The organism is Anaerococcus sp. NML200574 (assembly GCF_026131665.1).
GTDB lineage: Bacteria > Bacillota > Clostridia > Tissierellales > Peptoniphilaceae > Anaerococcus > Anaerococcus kampingae.
Genome location: NZ_JAMXSM010000002.1, coordinates 139,479 through 160,074, shown reverse-complemented (window position 1 = coordinate 160,074; position 20,596 = coordinate 139,479). Strand labels below are relative to the sequence as shown.

Here is a 20,596-nt window from a genome sequence, read left to right as displayed (position 1 = left end):
AAAATTAAAAATTATTTATATATGACATGAATCCTTGGTTTTTTTCAAGAATTTTAAATATTCCTACACCAATGATTGATACCATGACAAATTCACTAAGCATAAATTGGAAAATCATTACAAGTAGGGCTTCGTTATTAGCAAGAATAAACCAGGTACCAAGTGCAGGAACGATCATTAAAAGCACTGGGAATAAGGAAGCTATAAATAAATTATTAGCTTTCTCCATTAGTTTAAAAGCTATGAAAGATGCAAGAGTACCAAATATTACATCAAATGCAGCCATTGGGCTCATAAAGTTAGCAAGGGCACATCCTAAAAGTAGACCTGGGATAAATCTCTTGTTATATAATACTAATAAAACCAAAATTTCACTAAATCTAAATTGGATAGGTCCATAAGATGCCACAGGCATAAAGATTGTAAGCACTGCATAAAGGGCCGCTACTACTGCTGATTTCACTAAAAAGTTAGTGTCAGTAAAACTAAAATATTTCTCATTCATTTTTTCATCTCCTTGATTTTTTTATAATGGGTGCCAAGAAACATTACTTGTTTATTATAACATAAAATAAGGTTTTTTCAAGAAATATAAAAAGAGATATTCACATTATAATTAATCAATCGATATTTTTATATAAAAATCCATTATATAGAAATAAATAATAGATATGACAATATTTAAAATGTTATAAAAATAAATCTACCCTTTTACATTTAGTTTTATATTTTATCATATTGAAGACTTAATCAAAATCTAGTAAAATAGAGGTATGAAAAAGCTATGTATAATACTTCTATCAGCAATTGTTTTAAGTGCATGTCATAAAGAATCAGATAGTGACTTAAAAGGATTTATTGATGAAGAAAGTGTAAAAATAATTGAAGATTTAAAATCTTTGGCAAGTAATACCTTTAATACTAAAAGTTTACTAGATTTTAAATATGAAATAAAACCAAAATTAAAATCTGATGTAAAAGAAGATATCATTAAAAACGTAGAAGCCGAAGCTAAAAAAGATAAAAAAGCAGAATGGATATATAATAATTTTTACAATCTAAATAATGTTGATGCCTATCTTACCGGAAATGATCCAGACACCATAGAATTTATTTATAATATGAACCACGATATAAAAGATTTTGAATTTTATGAAGGAGAATCTGTTAATCTTAAAAGGGAAACCCCATATTTTTTACAATGGGACAATAGATGGGCATATGATAGCCTCTACCCTACAAACATTGGTATATCAGGATGTGGTCCTACTTCTGTGGCTATGGTCTTATCTAGATTTGAAAATAAACTAATATATCCAAAAGAAGTAGCCAAAGATGCCGCTAAATTTATGAATGATGGAGGAATGGATTGGGCTTTTATAGAGCATGAGGCGAAAAAATATAATTTGAAAGTAAAAGATATTGCTCTAGATAAGAAAAAAATGATTGAGGCTTTAAAAAATGGTCCTCTTATTGTATCAGTTAAAAAAGGATATTTTACACTCTATGGTCATATTTTGGTTATAGATTCTGTAAAGGGTGATAAATTTATAATAAATGATCCAAATAGTGTCAAAAACTCAGTTATAGAGTGGGATTTCGACCAGATTTCTAATCAAATTGTAAAAATTTGGGAAATTTCAAAATAAAATTTGACAAAAGCTATAAATGGTGTTATACTATAAAGGTAGTTAGCGAGCACCATTAGCTCAGTTGGTAGAGCACCTGACTCTTAATCAGGGTGTCCAGAGTTCGAGTCTCTGATGGTGCACCAAATTTTGAGGAGTATTTACTCCTCTTTTTTTATTACCTTTATCAAATCAATAAAATTTTAAATTTTTCCTTTACAATTTTCAAAAAGACGTATAATATCATAAAATATTTATTTCCAGGAGGAATATATGAAATTTGATACAAGAAACCTAACTAGTGTTGGAATTTTAGGAGCTATTGTAATAATGCTCGGTCTTACACCGCTAGGATTTCTACCCCTAGGAGTCCTTACCGTTACAACCTTACATATACCTGTAATAATAGCTGGTATTTTGGAGGGTCCTTTGGTTGGAGGCCTGGTTGGATTAATTTTTGGTTTATTTAGTATTTTTAATGCTATTACAAGACCAGGTCCTATATCATTTGTATTTTACAATCCACTAATATCTATCATACCAAGGATTTTAATTGGTGTAGTTACAGGACTTGTTTATAGGGCTTTAAAAAATAAGGATAACTCAAAATTAAGACTCTTTATGAATGTTTTTTGGTCAGTTGTTGCCATAGTTTTAGCGGTAGTGACTCTTAAATCTTTTGTTGGAGATGTTAAGCTTGTAAATAAGATATTCTCATTAGTATTTTTAATTCTTGCAATAGTTATGCTTTATTTATCTGTGAAGAATAAAAAAGCTAATTTTGCTATTGCTGTATCATCTTTTATGGGAACTTTGACAAATTCTGGACTTGTTTTGGGTTTGATATATCTCATCTATGCTAAATCATATGCAGAAGCTATTGGAATCAGCCCAGATTTAGCTATGAATGCTATATTCTCAGCCTTCATAACCAATGCTATTCCAGAAGCTATAGTTGCAATCTTAATAGCAAGTGCTGTTGTAACATCTTTATCAAAGAGAAGAAAGTAAGAAAATTAAAAATGCACACTCCCAAGATTTGGGAGTGTGCATTTTTAATTTGGAAAATATTATAATAATAAGTTATTTTTGTTGGATCATCCTGTTAGCTAAGTCTAAAAATCTTAAGGCAAGATAATAATCATCCCCCATAAGGTCATATATAGCATCTTCTGTCAATATTCCTTGATTTATTGATGGGTCAATCTTGCCTTCATTTGAGTCATCAAAATCTTTTTTAAACTGCTCGCTATAATAATATTCTACCAGTTTATCAAAATCTTCCCTATCCTTATCAAGCTGATCTAGGATTTCGTTAATCTTTCCTAAGAGCTCTTTATAGTTTTCATAAGTTTGAGTGTATTTTTCAATGTGTTTATAGTCCATTTTCTTCCTCTTTCAAATTTTTAATTATTTCATCTAATTCATTCTTAATTAGATATGCCTTGTTTACATTGCTTTTATTTGTACTTATTATTATTATACCCAAATCTTTTAGAAAAATAATGTATTGTCCACCAGTTCCGCTGGCATATTTTATATTATCCTTTCCAGTCCAAAGGCTATAGCCATAATAGTCATCTGATAATAAATTTGTACTTTCATAATCTTTGTTTGATTTATATAAATTTGCCTGCATCTTTTCTATCCAAGAATTTGATACTATTTTTTGGTTCCTGTAATATCCATCATTAATTATTATTTTCCCTAATTTAAGCATATCATCAGCAGATAGATATAGCTTAGTAGCTCCTGCCAAGTACTTTCCATAATAGTCCCATCTTGGAATTTTTATATCAATTTTGTTAAAGATATTTTCATCGATAAAAGTGTATAAGTCATAGCCTAGGTATTCTTGCATAGCAGCAGCTAGGACATAATAACCAGCATTGGAATACAAAAATTTTTGACCAGGATTAAAATATATGGGATATGATAAGGCATAATCAAGGAGATTATTCTTATTAAGTTCAGCTATATCTTTACTCATTAAAATTATATCCCTATAGCCCATGGTGTGGGTTAAACAATCTCTTACCCTAATTTTCTTAAGTTTTTCTATATTTTTTGTATTAAAAATTCTTATCTTATCTTTTAAAATATCATATATTAAAGTATCTTCATTAAAATTCCCATTCGATTTATCAATCAGTATCCCACAAGAAAGGCTTGTTACAAATTTTGCTATAGATCTTATATTTATAAGATCATCACTAGCATCTTTATATAAAATCCCCCTTTCCATTGAATATATTATCAAAGAATCAATATTGTTTTTTTTAATATTTAGTAATTTATCAATCATATCCACCCTCAATTTTACTATACAAGTCTACCTTAAGAAATAAAGATTAGTTCATATGATAATATTAAAATGTTGTATTTTAATGATTTGTTTATATAAGAAAATTCCTCTTTTTAGATTAACTAAGAAGAGGAATTATTTATATAAACTTACTCATAATTCTTAAATTAGAAGAATTTTTAAATTCTAGGTCGCCATAAAACTTATCGTGTTTTTTATCATTTATAGAGAGTAATTCTATAAGGCTAACATTTTTATATAATAATTGTTCTTCTAATTTTTTTATAAACAATTTTCCAAGCCCATTATTTTGAAATTCTTTAAAGATAACTATTTCTTCTAGCATATATGATTTTAAGTCGTCATATTCTTTTATATATCCCATTAAAAAACCTGTATACTCATTTCCATTATTTTGTATAAGGCAAAGAGAATCGGGGGTTAGGAAAACTTGCCTAATCCTCTTATAGGCTTTTTCATAAGTCCAATATCCATCTTCATTTTCGTTATAATATTTAACATAAAGACTTGTAATTATATCCAAATCTTTTTCAGTCATACTTATATAATTCATAAGCTTACTAATAATTTTTAAGAGCTCTTTCGATTTTTCTCTTATCTTCTTTCTTCTTCAAGCTATCTCTTTTATCATATAATTTCTTACCTTTAGCAAGGCCTATTTCAAGCTTAATTAGCCCGTCACGCTCATAAACTCTAAGGGGTACTATTGTATAGCCTGTCATGGTTTTCTTGCCTATGAGCTTATTTATTTCCTTTTTATGAAGGAGTAGTTTCCTAGTTCGTGTTGGATCTATATTTTGATCTGTTGCTTGGCTATAAGGGGTAACGTGCATTCCATATACGAACATTTCGCCTTTCTTGTCGGAAATAAATGATTCTTTAATTGATACCTTACCAGCCTTTATGGATTTTACTTCACTACCTATTAGGGCCAGTCCTGCTTCGTATTTTTCTTCTATAAAATAATCGTGGTAAGCCTTCTTATTATTGGCTAAAAGTTTCATCTCTTTCCTCCAAATAAAAATCTATATCTTTCTTGTATAGGTCTACATTAGTCACCATTACCCTTACTTCTTGACCTATTTGGTAATATTTTTTAGTATCGACATTAAAAGTTTGTAGGCTATCTTCTATATATTCGTATCTATCATCAGAAAACTTGTACATAAATAGACCTTCAACTGTATTTTCAAGCTCTATGAACATACCGAATTCTGTAATTGAAGATATTCTACCTGTAAATATTTCTCCAATATATTTTTTCATGTATTTACATTTATAGAAATCTTCTACCTCTCTTTCAGTTTGCTCACTTCTTCTTTCTGTTATGGAAAGGTGGTCTGCAGCATCTTCTAACCTATTTGTTAATGATACTTGATTTTTACCAATAAGTTTGTTTTCTATATAAGCCTTTAATAGTCTGTGGACTATTAGGTCAGGGTATCTCCTAATAGGGGCTGTAAAGTGGGTGTAAAAGCTCGTAGATAGTCCAAAGTGTATGTCGTTATAGTTTGCATACTTAGCTTTTTTCATGGTCCTTAGCATCAAAATATTGACGATTTGCTCTTCTTTTTTACCTTCTACTTCTTTTAGGATATTTTGAAAGTCTTTTGGATGAAGTTCTGAGCCTCTGATATTATAGCCCATTGCATTAAGGGCCTTTTTAAATGCTTCTATCTTTTCATCAGCAGGTTTTTCGTGAATCCTGTATATAAATGGAAAATCCATGTATGCAAAAAGTGTGGCGACAGTTTCATTTGCTATAAGCATGAACTCTTCTATCATCTTATTGCCTGGACCCCTATCTAGGGCTTCTATATTTAAAACCTTGCCTGTATCTGACACATCTATTTGACTTTCTTCAAAATTAAAATCTATGGAACCTCTTTTATCTCTAGATTTTTTTAAGATTTTGTGAAGCTTATTAAAGTCCTTTAGTTTTTCTTTTAATAGATCATCATCATATACTCCATCATCACCTTCTAAGAAGTTATTTACATCATCATAAACTAGCCTCTTATCAGACTTAATATATGATTTATAAAATTCGTAATCTAAAACCTTGCCTTTAGGATCTATGGTCATCCTTGCTGTTAGTGTTAGTCTAACTTCTCCTGGATTGAGTGAGCAAATTCCATTTGATAATTTCTCTGGGAGCATTGGAATTACAATATTATAAAGGTAGGTAGAATTTCCTCTATCGTAGGCATCTTTATCAAGGGCTGTACCTTCTTTTACATAATGACTTACATCTGCTATATGCACATATAGGTCATAATTATCGTCAGATTTTTCTATTGAGATAGCATCGTCAAAATCTTTAGAATCCCTACCGTCAATTGTGACTGTGTAAAGCTCAGACAAATCTTTTCTATCCTTAAGTTCATTTTCACTAACTTGATCAGCTATATATAAGATTTCTTTTTTTGTTTGCTTTGAAAATTCTGTAGGAATTTTATTTTGCCTGATTATTGATAAGACATCAATATTTTTATCATTTTTGCTGCCGATTATTTCTGTAATTCTTCCCTCAGGGTTGTTATTTTTAGGATAGGAAATAATTTCAACAACTACCTTATCCTTATCTTTTGCTCCCTTGGAAAATTTTTGATCTACATATATATCATCAGAAAATCCCCTATCAGCAACTACAAAACCAAATCCTTTGTTGGCCTGATAGGTCCCTATAATTTCCTCATTGGCTCTTTCTAAGATTTCTATAACCTGGCCTTCAGCATTCTTGTCATCTTCCTTATCTCTTAGGATTTTGATTTTTACCTTATCATTATTATGAGCACCACTTAGTTTATCTTTTGCAATATATACATCATCAAAGTCTTTATTGTCGGATATAAAAAATCCATATCCACCAGAGGCTAGTGAGATTGTACCTTTAAGATTTATTTCTTCTTCAGTTAAAGGCATTATCCTTTTTTTATTTGATATACGAATCTTGTCATTTTTTTCTAGCTCGTCTACTATGTCCTTTATTCCCTTTTTAGTATACTTATCTGCTTTAAGATAGGTTTCAAGTTCTTTTAAGGTCATTGGTATATAGTCTTCATCATATACTAAATTTAGGATTAATTCTTTTATATTCATAAAATCTCCTTAGGATTTAATAAAAAAAGAGTCAAATTTCTTTGACCCCTCTTAGTTTAATGCTATAAATACTATACTTCCTAAAAATAAAAGTACTCCTCCAAAAATTACAACTTTGTCAAGCATTTCATTTTTTGATTTATGTGCACTTTTACCAAAAACATTAGTCTGTGTACCAGATAATGCTCCTAGTCCGTCAGTTTTAGGATCTTGTAGTGTTACTGCAACTATTACAATTGCAGATGCAATCATCATTATTACTGCAAGAAAATTAGACATATAGACACCTCCGTTCATACTTTTTTATAATACCGCAAATGGGCTATTTTTTCAATATTTATTATAAAAAGACTTGCTCATTTTATAAGCAAGTCTTTTAAAAATATTATTTTAAGTTGTATAGAGCGTCAAGACCTTTAAATCTTGCATCTTCCCAAAGCTCATCTTCAATTCTTAGAAGTTGGTTGTATTTAGCAACTCTGTCTGTTCTAGAAGGTGCACCAGTTTTGATTTGACCAGCATTTACTGCTACTACTAGGTCAGCTATTGTAACATCTTCTGTTTCACCAGATCTGTGAGAAACTATTGCTGTGTAACCAGCTTCTTTTGCCATTTCTATAGCATTTAGTGTTTCTGTTAGGGTACCGATTTGGTTAACTTTGATTAGGATTGAGTTTGCAACGCCTTCAGCTATACCTTTTTCAAGTTTGCTTGTATTTGTTACAAATAGGTCATCACCTACAAGTTGTACTTTCTTGCCAAGTCTTTCTGTAAGTTTTGCCCAACCTTCCCAGTCATTTTCATCTAGACCATCTTCAATTGAGATAATTGGATATTTGTTAACTAGTTCTTCTAACCAGTCGATCATTTCATCTTCTGTTTTAACTGTTCCTTCTCCGTCAAGGTGGTATTTACCATCTTCCTTGTTGTAGAATTCAGATGAAGCACAGTCCATTGCTATATAAACGTCTTTTCCTGGTTCATATCCAGCTTTTTTGATTGCTTCACAGATGATTTCAAGAGCTTCTTCGTTTGATTTTAGGTTTGGCGCAAATCCACCTTCATCACCTACAGCTGTGTTGTAGCCTTTGCTTGAAAGTACTGATTTAAGGCTGTGGAATACTTCTGTACCCATTTGTAGAGCGTGTGCAAAGCTTTCAGCTCCTAATGGGAAAATCATGAATTCTTGGATATCTACTGAGTTATCAGCGTGTTCTCCACCATTAAGGATGTTCATCATTGGTGTTGGAAGAAGTTTAGCGTTTGTTCCACCGATGTAGTTATATAGTGGCATACCTAGTTCATCTGCTGCTGCTTTTGCTGCTGCTAGTGATACACCTAGGATTGCGTTAGCTCCGAAGTTTCCTTTGTTTTCTGTTCCATCAAGTTCGATCATTCTGTTATCAATACCGATTTGATCTGTTACATCATAGATGCCAACAAGTTCATCAGCTATTTTATCATTTACATTTTCAACAGCTTTAAGAACTGATTTTCCAAGATAATAATCTTTATCTCCATCTCTAAGCTCTACTGCTTCCCATTCACCTGTAGATGCACCTGATGGTACTGCTGCACGACCGAAGCCGCCTAGTTCTGTTTCTACTTCAACTTCTACAGTTGGGTTTCCTCTTGAGTCAAGGATTTGTCTTGCATATACACTTGTAATTAAACTCATAAATATCTCCTTTTTATTTATAATATTTTTAAATAATTTAAACTATTTTGTGAAGTTTACTAAAGCAGCAAAGTCGCTTGCTTTTAGGCTTGCTCCGCCTACTAGGGCTCCGTCTATATTTTCTTTAGCCATAAGCTCAACAACATTATTTGGTTTTACTGATCCACCATATTGGATTCTTACTTTTTCAGAAGCTTCTTTTCCAAACATATCAGCTATTAGGCTTCTAATATAGCCGCACATTGCATCAGCATCATCACTAGATGCAGTTTTGCCTGTTCCTATTGCCCAGATTGGTTCATATGCTATGATTACTTTTTCTATATCTTCAGCTGAAACATCTTTTAAATCTTTTTCTATCTGAGATTTAACTTTTGCTTCGTGTTCATTTGCTTCTCTTTCTTCTAAAGTTTCACCACAACAAAGAATTGGTACTAGGTCATGAGCGAGAGCAGATTTAACCTTTTTGTTAATTAGGCAATCACATTCTTTAAAATATTCACGTCTTTCTGAGTGACCTAAGATTACATATCTTGCTCCGATATCTGTAAGCATTAGTGGAGAAATTTCTCCAGTATATGCACCACTTTCTTCGTAGTACATATTTTGTGCACCGAAAGCAACATTAGTACCTGCAAGTTTTTCTTTTGCAATTACTAAATCTATAGCAGGTGTACAAACTCCAGCTTCTACATTTTCATCTAGGTCTAAATTTTTGATTTCTTCAAGTAGCTTTTCTGCTTCACAAACTGTCATATTCATTTTCCAGTTTCCTACTATAACTGGTTTGCGCATTTAAGACTCCTTATTTGTTTTCTATTGCTGTTATACCTGGTAGGTCTTTACCTTCTAGGAATTCTAAGCTTGCTCCACCACCAGTAGATACGTGTGTAATCTTATCTTTTAGGCCAGCCATCTCTATAGCTAGAGCACTGTCTCCACCACCTACAATTGTTATTGCATCTGATTCAGCTAGAGCTTGGGCAACTTTGTTTGTACCATCTGCGAATTCTTTTATTTCAAATACTCCCATTGGTCCGTTCCATACTACTGTCTTTGCTTCTTTAATTTTTGATGCAAATAGTTCAGCTGTCTTTGGCCCTATATCTAGGGCTTCTTTATCTGCTGGAATATTATCTATATCAACAACTTCTGTATCTACGCCTGCTTCTATCTTATCTGCTATTACAACATCAACTGGTAGTAGGATTTCTACGCCATTTGCTTCAGCTTTTTTGATTAATTCTAGAGATAGATTCATCTTATCTTCTTCAAGAAGTGATTTTCCTATTTCTTTACCTTGAGCTTTAAGGAAGGTGTAAGCCATACCACCACCGATTAGGATTGTATCAACTTTTGTTATAAGATTTTCTATAACACCAATCTTATCTGATACTTTAGCTCCACCAAGGATTGATACAAATGGATGTTCTGGTGCTTCTAGAGCCTTGCCCATTATGTCAATTTCTTTTTCTATTAGAAGGCCTACAGCTGATGGTAGGATGTTTGCAACTCCAACATTTGAAGCGTGTGCTCTGTGGCTTGTACCAAAGGCGTCATTTACATATAAATCAGCAAGTGAAGCTAATTCTTTTGCAAAATCTTCACCATTTTTTGTTTCTTCTTTTCTATATCTAGTGTTTTCTAGTAAGGCAATTTGTCCATCTTCGAGTTTGTTAACTTCTTCTTTTACTTTTTCATCAACTACTATTGGAGATGGTAAAAATTTAAATTGATTGCCATATACATTTTCTAAGTAATCTGCAACTGGCTTTAATGCGAATTCAGGGTTTGCTTCTCCTTTTGGCCTACCTAAGTGGCTCATGAGTATAACTATTGCACCATTTTCTGATAGGTAGTCTATAGTTGGCATAGCTGCTTTTATCCTAGCATCATCTGCTATCTTGCCCTTTTCTTCTTTTGATAAAGGTACGTTGAAGTCTACTCTTACTAAAACTTTTTTTCCCTTTACATCTAAGTCTTTTACTGTTTTTTTATTCATTATTCACCTCGAAAAAAAGGCGAGATTGTATCCCGCCTATTTAATAATCTTAAAGATTTGCTAGATAATCAAGTGTTCTAACTAGGTTAGATACGTATCCCATTTCGTTATCATACCAAGCAACTGTTTTAACTACTTGTGTGCCATTTGCACCTTCAACTATTTTTGTAAGTTGTGAGTCAAATACAGATCCTGCTGGGTATCCAACTATATCACTTGATACTATATCATCTTCTGTATATGCAAATGCATCAGATTCGTATTTTTTCATTGCTGCATTTACTTCTTCAACTGTTACTTTCTTTTCAAGTACAGAATAAAGTTCTGTTATAGATCCTGTTATTGTTGGAACTCTTAGAGCTGAACCATCGATTTTACCTTCTACTTCAGGAAGTACTTTACCTACAGCTTTTGCTGCACCTGTTGAAGCTGGAATTGTGTTTTGAGCTGCTGCTCTTCCGCCTCTAAGGTCTTTTTTAGAAGCTGGTGTATCTTGGATAGCTTGAGTTGCTGTATATGCGTGGATTGTTGACATTTGTCCAGAAACAAATCCAAATTCTTTAGCTAATACATTTACCATTGGTGCAAGGCAGTTTGTTGTACAGCTTGCGCCTGAAACTACTGTTTCTGATCCATCAAGTATGTCGTGGTTTACACCAAAAACGATAGTTTTCATATCACCTTTACCAGGTGCTGAAATAAGAACTTTCTTAGCTCCGGCTTTAAGGTGAGCTTCTGCTTTTTCTTTTTCTGTAAAGAATCCTGTACATTCAAGTACGATATCTACGTTTAATTCTCCCCAAGGAAGATCTTCAGGATTTCTTTCTGCAAAAACTTTGATGTCTTTACCATTGATTTTGAAGCCTTCGTCTGTTAATTCAGCTTCTCCATTGAATCTGCCTTGTGCAGTATCATATTTGAAAGCATATAGTAGACCTGCTTTATCAATAAGGTCATTGATTGCTACAACTTCGATGTTGTCTTCTACTTCTGCGATTCTTCTTAAGGTAAGACGTCCTATTCTACCAAATCCGTTAATTGCTACTCTTGTTGTCATTATTTCCTCCTAAATTCTTTCTACATATTAAATATACTGACTTGTTATTTGCTTGTCAATATTATTTACCAGCTTTTGCTTTCAATATATCTATTTGCCATTACAGCAGCTATACATCCGTCGCTTGCAGCAGTCACTGCCTGTCTAACTGATTTCTTTCTTGTATCGCCTACTGCAAAGACACCTTCTATATTGGTTTTCATGTCTTCATCTGTTATAATATAGCCCTTTTCCATATCAAGTTTACCTTCAAATATTTCTGTTGAAGCTACATTACCTACAAATATAAATACCCCAATTGGTGAATTATTATCACCTTTTATGATTTTTTCTTCATTTGTTTTAACATTTTCTAAAACTAATTCTTCGACTTCCTTAGAACCACGGATTTCCTTTAGTACAGAATTTAATTCAAATTTAATTTTAGGATTTTTCTTAACATTTTCTATTACTACACCGCTAGCTCTAAATTCATCTCTTCTATGCACAATTGTTACAGATTTACCATATTTTGTTAGGAAATTTGCCTCTTCTAGGGCACTATCTCCCCCGCCTATAACGTATATATCAAGACCTTGGTAAAATGGTCCATCACAAGTAGCGCAATATGACACTCCCCTATTTGCAAACTCTTCTTCACCAGGCACATCAAGGTGTCTATGTCTTGCACCAGTTGAAATTATAATAGTCTTTGCCTCATAGGTGTTAGAATCAGTTATTACTTTTTTTATTTTACCTTCAAGCTCAACTTCTTTAACATTTTCAAAGACAATCTCAGCATATTCCTTTGCTTGTTCTTCCATTCTTTCTGATAGAGCCATTCCTGTTGGATCTTCAATTGATCCTGGATAATTTTCTACAAAAGCTGTTCCAGAAATTTGGCCGCCAGCTATATCTTTTTCAATTATTAGTGTCTTTAGCATACTTCTACCTGCATAAAGACCAGCAGTAAGTCCAGCTGGACCTCCACCTATTATTATTAAATCGTACATATATCTCCTTTAAAAATTAAAATCTACTTGTCTTAAGGCTTCATAGACCACTATTGAAACTGAATTAGCAAGATTAAGCGATCTATTAAGCTTTTTTGTCATCGGTATAGTTATGATTTTGTCCTGATATCTCTCAAGTAAGTTAGAATCAATCCCTTCCTTTTCCCTTCCAAATATCAAAAAATCACCATCCTTAAAATTTATATCGGTATATTTTTGCTTACTTGGTGTTTCAACTAAATAAAAGTTTTTTCCATCAAGATAGGATAAAAATTCTTCCAAACTGTCATGAATAACTAAATCTACCTTATCCCAATAATCTATACCAGCCTTTTTAAGGTATTTATCTGATAAGTTGAATTTGAAAGGCCTTACTAAATGCAATCGTGACTCTGTTAAGACACAAGTTCTTGCTATGTTACCAACATTACCAGGATGCTCTGGCATTAATAAAACGACATTATACATTTTTATTTAACCTCAGAACATAATCACAAGCCTCTACAATTCCTGAGGAGTCATTATCTCCTACAATTATATCAGCATATTTTTTTAGAGTTTCATTGGCATTGCCCATAGCAAAACCAAGCTTAGCATTTTTCACCATAGGAATATCGTTGTATGAATCACCTATAGCAGCTACCTCTTCTATACTTATACCCAAAATCTCACAAATCTCACTTATTGAATTCCATTTGCTAGAATTTTTATTTGATAGTTCAATAAGGTTTGAACCGGAAGATGTTATATAAAGTTTATCAGCAAACTTCTCATTCACCTTTGAAACGATTTCTTCTTTACTAAGTTTATTTTTATCTATACCTGAAATTTGAAATTTATTAGCAGACTTACCTTGAGATAATAGATAAGAAACTGGGTCTTCTTTTATTATCAAATCCACTTGGTAATTCATTCCATAATTATTATCAATTTTAAGATGTTTGATTCTATCCAAATTTACCCTATTTGTATAATAATTTTCTTCATCATAAAAATGAAATTCAAGTTTTAGTTCTTTACAAAATTCGAATAATTCTTTTAAAATATCGTCATCAATATAGTATGTTTTATAAATATCATTAGATGCAAGAGCAATCATAGAGCCGTTTGTAGCTACTATTGGATTATCATAACCTATTATTTTTTGATAATATTTTATAGATGATAAGACTCTTCCACTAGCGAAAATTGTCTTGATACCTGAATCATTTAATTTTCTAAGGGCTTTTATATTATTATCTGGCATTTTAATAGAGGAATCTAGCAAGGTTCCATCAATATCGAAAGCAAATAATTTAATCATTTTGCCTCCTGTAATATTCGCATAATTTATTTAATTGGCATTCTTCACATAGTGGATTTCTAGCCTTGCATAAGGCCCTACCATGAGTAATTATTTGATGGTGAGTTTTTGTCCACCTTGACTGCTCTATATTTTTTTCTAATTGGTCTTCTGTCTTATCAACATTATTAGCATTAGCAAGACCAATCCTATTAGAAACCCTAAATACATGTGTATCTACTGCAATAGCTGGAATCCCATAAGCATTTGATACAACAACATTAGCTGTCTTTCTACCTACTCCAGGTAGTTTTTGTAATTCTTTTTTATCTTTTGGTACTATTGAATTATAATCATTAATAAGAATTTTGCTTGCAGCTTGTATATTTTTCGCTTTATTTCTGTATATACCAATAGATCTAATATAATTTTCTAGTTTCTTTATATCCATGTTTGCAAAATCTTCTGGTGTATTTGCTTCTTTAAACATTTCCTTTGTCACTTTATTTACACTAACGTCTGTAGCTTGGGCAGAAAGTATCGTTGCCACCAAAAGCTCAAAGGGTGTTGTAAAGTCAAGCATCGAATGATCCACATCTGGATACATTATATCTAGAAGATCTAATACTTTTTTTATGTCATTTTTAGATAAAATAATATCACCAACTTTCCCAATTATTATACTTTACTTATTTTTGCCTGCTAAGAATTGTTTTTGTTCATCATCTGCTATATAATAAATAAGAATTGGAGTGATAATATGTTTAATTTAAAAAAGAAAAATTTTAAAGACTTTGATATAATTTTACTATTGGTAACGATTTGTCTTTCTGTCTACGGATTAGTAGTTTTGTACTCAGCTTATGGCGGCAATCTGAGCGCTATTAAAACTCAGATTTTTGCTACAATATTGGGATTTTTGATTATAGGTGCACTTTGTACAATTGATTTAGATGTTATTAAGAAGCCCTATATGATTATGTATTCTGGAATGATTATAATGCTAATATCAACGCTATTTTTAGGTAGAGGTCTTGATGAATGGGGAGCTAGAAGCTGGATATATATTGGATCTTTTTCCTTTCAGCCAGCTGAAATAGCTAAAATTATTTTGATATTTTGCCTAGCAGCCTTTCTAGATAAATATAAATATTCGATAAACTCTATAAAGACTCTTGTTTTGACTATCTTATTTGCCGGCTTTCCAATATTCCTTATACTTTTGCAGCCAGATTTTGGAACATCCATGGTATATTTGTTTTTTATAGCTGCAATGATATTTATAGTAGGAATCTCTTGGAAGTGGATTGGAATTTTACTTGCTATTGGTCTTGTGGTAGGAATAATACTTCTTACAAATCTGAGTGGCTTTAGGGCTGATAGGATTGAAAACTTCCTAAATCCTAATAGAGATACATCAGGATCGAACTGGCAGCAACAACAAGGTATGATAGCTATAGGATCTGGTATGATTGGTGGAAGAGGATACCTTAACGGAAGCCAATCTCAATATGGTTATATACCCGAGAAAGAAACAGACTTTATTTTTTCAGTCTTAGCTGAAGAACTTGGTTATGTTGGAGCAATTATCATGCTAGTTCTTTTTACAATCTTAATACTTAGACTTGTATTAATTGCAAAAACTTCAAATAATACTTTTATAAGCCTACTTGTAACAGGAATTGCTGGATTAATCTTCATACACGTTTTTGAAAATATCGGAATGACTATAGGACTTATGCCTGTTACGGGTATACCTCTTCCATTCTTTTCAAATGGAGGTACCTTCCAGTTAATTATCTTATCTTGTGTGGGACTGGCACTTTCATCATCTATGCAAAAGACCCAGTATGATGATGGTATTGTTGATAATAATCGAGTTTCACCTCTTGAAGTTACAATGGTTAGACCATCTAAAAGAAAATAATAAAGTAAAAAGCCATCGTAATATTTTACGATGACTTTTTTTCTTTATTTCTTTTAACAATTTTTGTTTTAGAGAATTCTTCTCTTTCTTTTTCTTCAATACTTTGAGAAATACTTTTGATAAGTTCTGACTTTTGTGGTATCTGTATTTTTTCCAAAGAATTAACTTTTTTATTTGATTTTCTTATTTCTATTTCCAAGTTATTTATTGTACTATCAAGCTCTGCTAATTTAAAAATATCTGCTTTTAATTTATTAAAAGCTATTAAAGCTTCATCAAATAGAGAATTTGTCTGATAAAATGAATAAGATAAAGATAATTTCTTAGGAGTAAATCTTATTTCTGCTATGTCAGTCTGCATGAATTTTGTATTTTTTGTTTCTATTGAATTATCAATCGGTATAAGACCGGCTAAATTTTCTAGCTTAGCCTGGCCTATACTTGTCATAGCTTTATTGAAATTATGACTTACTTCATTCATTGTTTGGTTTACTTTTTTATTTAAAGCATCCCTATCCTTAATTTTACTCTCATGAGCATTCATTAAGGCTTTTCTTTTTTTATCTAGAATATCAAGACCAACATCTAATAGCTTTAGTTCTTCCTTAGCTTTTATTAGATTGGCTTTACTTGCTATTTGCTCATTGTTCATCAGTCTTACCTATAAATTTATCAAGATTTTTCTCAGATACCCTGTGAAGTTCGTTTCTTGGTAATATTTTTAATATATCCCAAGCTAAATCTAAACTTTCTTCAAGTTCTCTATTTTCACTTTGATCTTGTGATAGAAATTTGCTTTCAAATACATCACCGAATTCTAGGTATTTCTTATCAACTTCTGACAAATCATCCTCACCGACAATTTGTGCAATGTTTCTAACATCTATGACCTTGGAATATGATTCATATAATTGGTTCATTACATCTTCATGATCACTTCTTGTATAGCCCTCACCAATGCCATCTTTCATAAGTCTTGATAAAGAAGGCAAGACATTTATTGGTGGGTAGACTCCCTTACTTGAAAGGTTCCTATCTATTACTATTTGTCCTTCTGTAATATAACCAGTCAAGTCTGGAACTGGGTGAGTGATATCATCATTAGGCATGGTTAGGATTGGAATAAGGGTTACAGAACCTTTCACTCCCTCAATCATACCTGCCCTTTCATAAAGACTAGCTAGATTTGAATAAAGATAACCTGGATAGCCCTTTCTTGAAGGTATCTCTCCTCTTATAGAAGATACTTCACGTAGGGCCTCACAATAACTTGTCATATCGGTTATGATTACAAGCACGTGGTAGCCTTTCTTGTAGGCAAGGTATTCAGCAGCTGTAAGGGCACATTTTGGAGCAAGAAGTCTTTCCATTATTGGTGAATCGGCTAAGTTTTGATACATTACTAGCTTGTCTTTTACTCCAGCTTTAGAAAAAGCATCTTCAAAGAACATTGCCTCATCTTTTTTAATACCCATAGCAGCAAAGACAAAGGCAAAGTCTTCATCAGTTTTTAGTTTAGCTTGTCTAATAATTTGAGCTGCAATTTCGTTATGTGGCAGACCCGATCCTGAAAAAATCGGCAATTTTTGGCCACGGATTAGGGTGGTCAAGGTATCAATAGCAGAAATTCCTGTTTGAATGAAGTCTCTTGGATATTCCCTTGCAACTGGATTTAGTGCAAGACCTTCGACAGGATATGTTTCTTCTGAATAAATGTCTCCACCATTGTCAATAGGTTGACCTATACCATTAAAAGTCCTACCTAGAATACTCTCATTGAGAGGTAATTCTAATGGTTTTTCGTAGAAACTAACAACAATATCTTCTACAGAGAAATTATCTGTATTTGCATAAACCTCAATTGTTACAGTATCATCATCAACCATTACAACTGATCCTACAAATTCCATTCCTGCTGCATGAACAGAAACTAGGGCATTGTAGGCTATGTCGCTTACTTTTTCAATTTCTATGATAGAAGATTCTATTTTTTTGATTTTTGTATATTCTTTTCTCAACAGCTTACCCCCTCAAATTAGCAAAATAATTCTCAATTTTAGAGCCTAGCTGGTTAAGCTTTTCTAATTTATCATTTTCAACATTGTATTTCATCTGGCTTATTTCATTTAATAAGTCAGAATTATAAATCTGTTTATATGAAATGCCATCTTTAAGAGCTTTGTTACTTAGATTATTGTATTTATCTATTATATCAAGCATCATAATTTGCTTATCCACAGGCACATACTTATCTATAGCGTTATAAGCATTTTGTTGTAGGAAACCATTTCTAATTAGGGCGGCCACATCTAGGGTATTTTTTTGTTCATCTGATAAGGCATCTGATCCAACTAACATCATTATTGATTTAACTTCTTCTTCAGAAATCAATACATTCATAAGTTTATTTCTTATAGCGATAATATCAGAATTGTAATGCTCTTTGTAGTAGTCTTGCATCTTTTCTAAGTAGTTAGTATATGAAGTTAGCCAGTTTATAGCTGGGTAATGTCTTGAATAAGCAAGTTTCCTATCAAGACCTAAAAACACATTTACAGAACGTCTGGTTGCTTCAGTTACTGGTTCTGAAAAGTCTCCACCCGATGGAGATACAGCCCCTATTAAGGTTACTGAACCTTTTGTTCCATTTAGGTTTTCGAAATATCCAGCTCTTTCATAAAATTTGGAAAGTCTTGATGCAAGATAGGCAGGATAGCCCTCTTCTGCAGGTATCTCTTCTAGCCTTGCGGAAATTTCCCTTAATGCCTCTGCCCATCTAGAAGTAGAATCTGCCATTAGAGCCACATCATAGCCCATATCCTTATAGTATTCTGCGATAGTTATACCTGTATATATACTTGCCTCTCTTGCAGCAACTGGCATGTTTGAAGTGTTAGCAATCAGGATTGTCCTTTGCATAAGGTCCTTACCTGTATTTGGGTCGATCAGGTCTGGGAATTCCTCAAGTACCTGAGTCATCTCATTCCCTCTTTCACCACAACCAATATATACTATGATATCAACATCAGAATATTGGGCAAGCTGGTGTTGAAGCATTGTCTTACCTGTACCAAATCCTCCAGGAATTGCAACTGTACCTCCCTTTGCTATTGGGAAAAATACATCTAATACCCTTTGGCCAGTAACTAAAATATTTTGTAAGGTTATGGCTTTTTTAACTGGCCTAGGATTTCTTACAGGCCAATATTGGTAAAGTTTAAGGTCAAAAACACCTTCATCATTTTCTACCTTTAGTATGGTATCTTCAAGCTTATATTTACCATCTTCCTTAGCTTCAACTATTACACCAGTAAAGCTAGACATTAGTCTATGCTCTATTACTTCTGTCTCTTTTATAGTGGCGTAAATATCTGCTTTTTTAATCTTGTCACCTTTTTTAAATTTAATTTTAACATCCCATTCTTTTTCAAGATCAAGGTTGTCAAAACCAATACCGGATGGTATAAAGGCTCCGTGTTTATCCATTATATCTTTAAGAGGTCTTTCTATACCATCAAACATATTTCCTAATAGACCAGGACCTAGTCTGACTGATAAAGGCATTGATGTAGAGATGATATCCTCTCCTACTTTTAGACCTGATGTATCCTCGTATACCTGAATAGTTGCAAGGTCACCTTCAACGGAAATAACTTCCCCAATTAGTTTTAAATTACCAACTGAAACCATCTCTCTAATTTTAAGGCTTCTTGCGTTTTGAGCATAAACAACAGGTCCATTAATTGTTTTAATTATTGGATTCATTAAAACGCTCACTTTCAAGAACTTGGTATAATTTTTTACCAAATTCATATTTTTTATCTCTAATTCTTTCTTTATAGCTAAAATTATATCTGAATTCATTATTGATATCTTTTAGTATAAAGCCACCTATATAAGTGTTATCCATCGCTTGCTTATTTTTAAAATCTATTAAAGCTAAGTCATCTTCTAACACACATACTACAATCTCATCTTCTGATAAAGAAAGTTCTTTCATAACCATTTTTATTTCAGTAGATAAAGATTTTTTATAAGCATCTGTTTGTTTATATGCCCTTAGTTTACTAATTAATCTATTATAAAAATCATCAAGCAATTCTTCCTTGTAAGCAAAAAAGTTATTTTTTTCTTCTTGCTTAATTTTTGATATTTCTTCGTTTTTTCTTATTTTTAGAAAGTTTTTACGATCTTTAAGTTTTTCTTCAAATTCTTGACTTCTTTGTTTATTCTTATTATCGATATAGGATGAATTCTTTTCGGTTGATAGGAATAATTCCTCATCCGTTTTTATCTTTTCTTCATCCCAAACCATCTTTCTAAAACTTGATAGTTTTGCTTCTAAGTCTAGCATAATCAATCCTTTCAGCCATCAATAATTACAATTAAAGGCATTGTGTAATCTCTTCTATAATTATCAATCCTATTATTATTTTTATTATAAACTGATCTTGTAATTATCAATATAGCAAGATTCTCATCCTTGTATGAATTCCTAAATTCCTCTTCAAAATTATTCTCATCAACCAAGCTTGCTTCAATAGCTCCAAGACGAAACATTGTAAGCAAGTTGTTTGAATCAGTTAGAATCTTTGCTTTCAT

The 20,596-nt window shown here is 32.1% G+C and carries 23 protein-coding genes and 1 tRNA gene; 4 read left to right on the top strand and 20 right to left on the bottom strand.

Annotated elements, in window-relative coordinates:
- Positions 1–4: 4 nt before the first annotated feature.
- Entirely contained in the window at positions 5–505 is a 501-nt protein-coding gene (locus tag NH286_RS01755; protein WP_265236431.1) for a QueT transporter family protein, read from the bottom strand.
- A 268-nt stretch (positions 506–773) separates the two neighbouring features.
- Here NH286_RS01755 and NH286_RS01750 point away from each other — a divergent pair, with 268 nt between their 5' ends.
- The 3 genes from NH286_RS01750 (at position 774) to NH286_RS01740 (ending at position 2,639) form a co-directional block, all read left to right on the top strand.
- On the top strand, positions 774–1,649 hold the full coding sequence (locus NH286_RS01750; protein ID WP_265236429.1) for a C39 family peptidase: 876 nt from the start codon (positions 774–776) through the stop codon (positions 1,647–1,649).
- 49 nt (positions 1,650–1,698) lie between these two features.
- A tRNA-Lys gene (locus tag NH286_RS01745) sits at positions 1,699–1,774 on the top strand.
- A 127-nt stretch (positions 1,775–1,901) separates the two neighbouring features.
- Complete coding sequence (locus NH286_RS01740; RefSeq protein ID WP_106460299.1) at positions 1,902–2,639, top strand: ECF transporter S component; 738 nt, start codon at positions 1,902–1,904, stop codon at positions 2,637–2,639.
- A gap of 72 nt (positions 2,640–2,711) precedes the next feature.
- Here the strand turns inward: NH286_RS01740 and NH286_RS01735 are convergent, their stop codons facing one another.
- The 14 genes from NH286_RS01735 to nth form a co-directional block, all read right to left on the bottom strand.
- Positions 2,712–3,014 carry a DUF4298 domain-containing protein gene (locus tag NH286_RS01735; RefSeq protein ID WP_106460300.1) on the bottom strand — a complete coding sequence of 101 codons (303 nt, stop codon included), beginning with the start codon at positions 3,012–3,014 and terminating at the stop codon, positions 2,712–2,714.
- Complete coding sequence (locus tag NH286_RS01730) at positions 3,004–3,933, bottom strand: serine hydrolase domain-containing protein (protein ID WP_265236397.1); 930 nt, start codon at positions 3,931–3,933, stop codon at positions 3,004–3,006. The genes NH286_RS01735 and NH286_RS01730 overlap by 11 nt, the downstream gene beginning before the upstream one ends.
- 139 nt (positions 3,934–4,072) lie before the next feature.
- Positions 4,073–4,507, bottom strand: a complete 435-nt coding sequence (locus NH286_RS01725) for a GNAT family N-acetyltransferase (protein ID WP_265236395.1) — start codon at positions 4,505–4,507, stop codon at positions 4,073–4,075.
- 7 nt (positions 4,508–4,514) lie between these two features.
- Positions 4,515–4,958, bottom strand: a complete 444-nt coding sequence (gene smpB, locus NH286_RS01720) for an SsrA-binding protein SmpB (protein WP_265236393.1) — start codon at positions 4,956–4,958, stop codon at positions 4,515–4,517.
- Positions 4,939–7,056: a ribonuclease R gene (rnr, locus tag NH286_RS01715; RefSeq protein WP_265236391.1), complete on the bottom strand. Its 2,118-nt coding sequence runs from the start codon at positions 7,054–7,056 to the stop codon at positions 4,939–4,941. Before rnr ends, smpB begins: the two co-directional genes overlap by 20 nt.
- Before the next feature lie 51 nt (positions 7,057–7,107).
- Positions 7,108–7,335, bottom strand: coding sequence for a preprotein translocase subunit SecG (secG, locus tag NH286_RS01710; RefSeq protein ID WP_106460305.1), 228 nt, complete (start codon positions 7,333–7,335; stop codon positions 7,108–7,110).
- Positions 7,336–7,441: 106 nt separating this feature from the next.
- On the bottom strand, positions 7,442–8,734 hold the full coding sequence (gene eno / locus NH286_RS01705; protein ID WP_265213896.1) for a phosphopyruvate hydratase: 1,293 nt from the start codon (positions 8,732–8,734) through the stop codon (positions 7,442–7,444).
- A gap of 42 nt (positions 8,735–8,776) precedes the next feature.
- Positions 8,777–9,529: a triose-phosphate isomerase gene (tpiA, locus tag NH286_RS01700; RefSeq protein ID WP_265236389.1), complete on the bottom strand. Its 753-nt coding sequence runs from the start codon at positions 9,527–9,529 to the stop codon at positions 8,777–8,779.
- 10 nt (positions 9,530–9,539) lie between these two features.
- Positions 9,540–10,736, bottom strand: coding sequence for a phosphoglycerate kinase (locus NH286_RS01695; RefSeq protein WP_265213892.1), 1,197 nt, complete (start codon positions 10,734–10,736; stop codon positions 9,540–9,542).
- A 49-nt stretch (positions 10,737–10,785) separates the two neighbouring features.
- Positions 10,786–11,793, bottom strand: coding sequence for a type I glyceraldehyde-3-phosphate dehydrogenase (gene gap / locus NH286_RS01690; protein WP_106460309.1), 1,008 nt, complete (start codon positions 11,791–11,793; stop codon positions 10,786–10,788).
- 65 nt (positions 11,794–11,858) lie between these two features.
- A complete protein-coding gene (trxB, locus tag NH286_RS01685; protein ID WP_265236387.1) occupies positions 11,859–12,785 on the bottom strand; it encodes a thioredoxin-disulfide reductase in 927 nt (308 codons plus the stop codon).
- Positions 12,786–12,794: 9 nt separating this feature from the next.
- Entirely contained in the window at positions 12,795–13,253 is a 459-nt protein-coding gene (locus NH286_RS01680) for a tRNA (cytidine(34)-2'-O)-methyltransferase (protein WP_106460311.1), read from the bottom strand.
- On the bottom strand, positions 13,246–14,088 hold the full coding sequence (locus NH286_RS01675) for an HAD family hydrolase (RefSeq protein ID WP_265236386.1): 843 nt from the start codon (positions 14,086–14,088) through the stop codon (positions 13,246–13,248). The genes NH286_RS01680 and NH286_RS01675 overlap by 8 nt, the downstream gene beginning before the upstream one ends.
- Positions 14,081–14,725: an endonuclease III gene (nth, locus tag NH286_RS01670; RefSeq protein ID WP_265236467.1), complete on the bottom strand. Its 645-nt coding sequence runs from the start codon at positions 14,723–14,725 to the stop codon at positions 14,081–14,083. The genes NH286_RS01675 and nth overlap by 8 nt, the downstream gene beginning before the upstream one ends.
- A gap of 102 nt (positions 14,726–14,827) precedes the next feature.
- Between nth and rodA the strand changes: the two genes are divergently transcribed.
- On the top strand, positions 14,828–15,994 hold the full coding sequence (gene rodA / locus NH286_RS01665) for a rod shape-determining protein RodA (protein ID WP_265236385.1): 1,167 nt from the start codon (positions 14,828–14,830) through the stop codon (positions 15,992–15,994).
- A 25-nt stretch (positions 15,995–16,019) separates the two neighbouring features.
- Here the strand turns inward: rodA and NH286_RS01660 are convergent, their stop codons facing one another.
- From NH286_RS01660 to NH286_RS01640, 5 genes are read right to left on the bottom strand one after another with little or no spacing between them, the layout of a single operon-like run.
- Complete coding sequence (locus tag NH286_RS01660; protein WP_265213883.1) at positions 16,020–16,646, bottom strand: V-type ATP synthase subunit D; 627 nt, start codon at positions 16,644–16,646, stop codon at positions 16,020–16,022.
- The gene (locus tag NH286_RS01655; RefSeq protein WP_106460316.1) at positions 16,636–18,012 is read right to left on the bottom strand and encodes a V-type ATP synthase subunit B; all 1,377 of its coding nucleotides are present in this window, start codon (positions 18,010–18,012) and stop codon (positions 16,636–16,638) included. Before NH286_RS01655 ends, NH286_RS01660 begins: the two co-directional genes overlap by 11 nt.
- A 4-nt stretch (positions 18,013–18,016) precedes the next feature.
- On the bottom strand, positions 18,017–19,759 hold the full coding sequence (locus NH286_RS01650; RefSeq protein ID WP_265236382.1) for a V-type ATP synthase subunit A: 1,743 nt from the start codon (positions 19,757–19,759) through the stop codon (positions 18,017–18,019).
- Positions 19,743–20,348, bottom strand: a complete 606-nt coding sequence (locus NH286_RS01645; RefSeq protein WP_265213879.1) for an ATPase — start codon at positions 20,346–20,348, stop codon at positions 19,743–19,745. Before NH286_RS01645 ends, NH286_RS01650 begins: the two co-directional genes overlap by 17 nt.
- An 11-nt stretch (positions 20,349–20,359) precedes the next feature.
- Positions 20,360–20,596 (bottom strand): V-type ATP synthase subunit F, encoded by a 237-nt coding sequence (locus NH286_RS01640; protein ID WP_106460319.1) that lies wholly within the window; start codon positions 20,594–20,596, stop codon positions 20,360–20,362.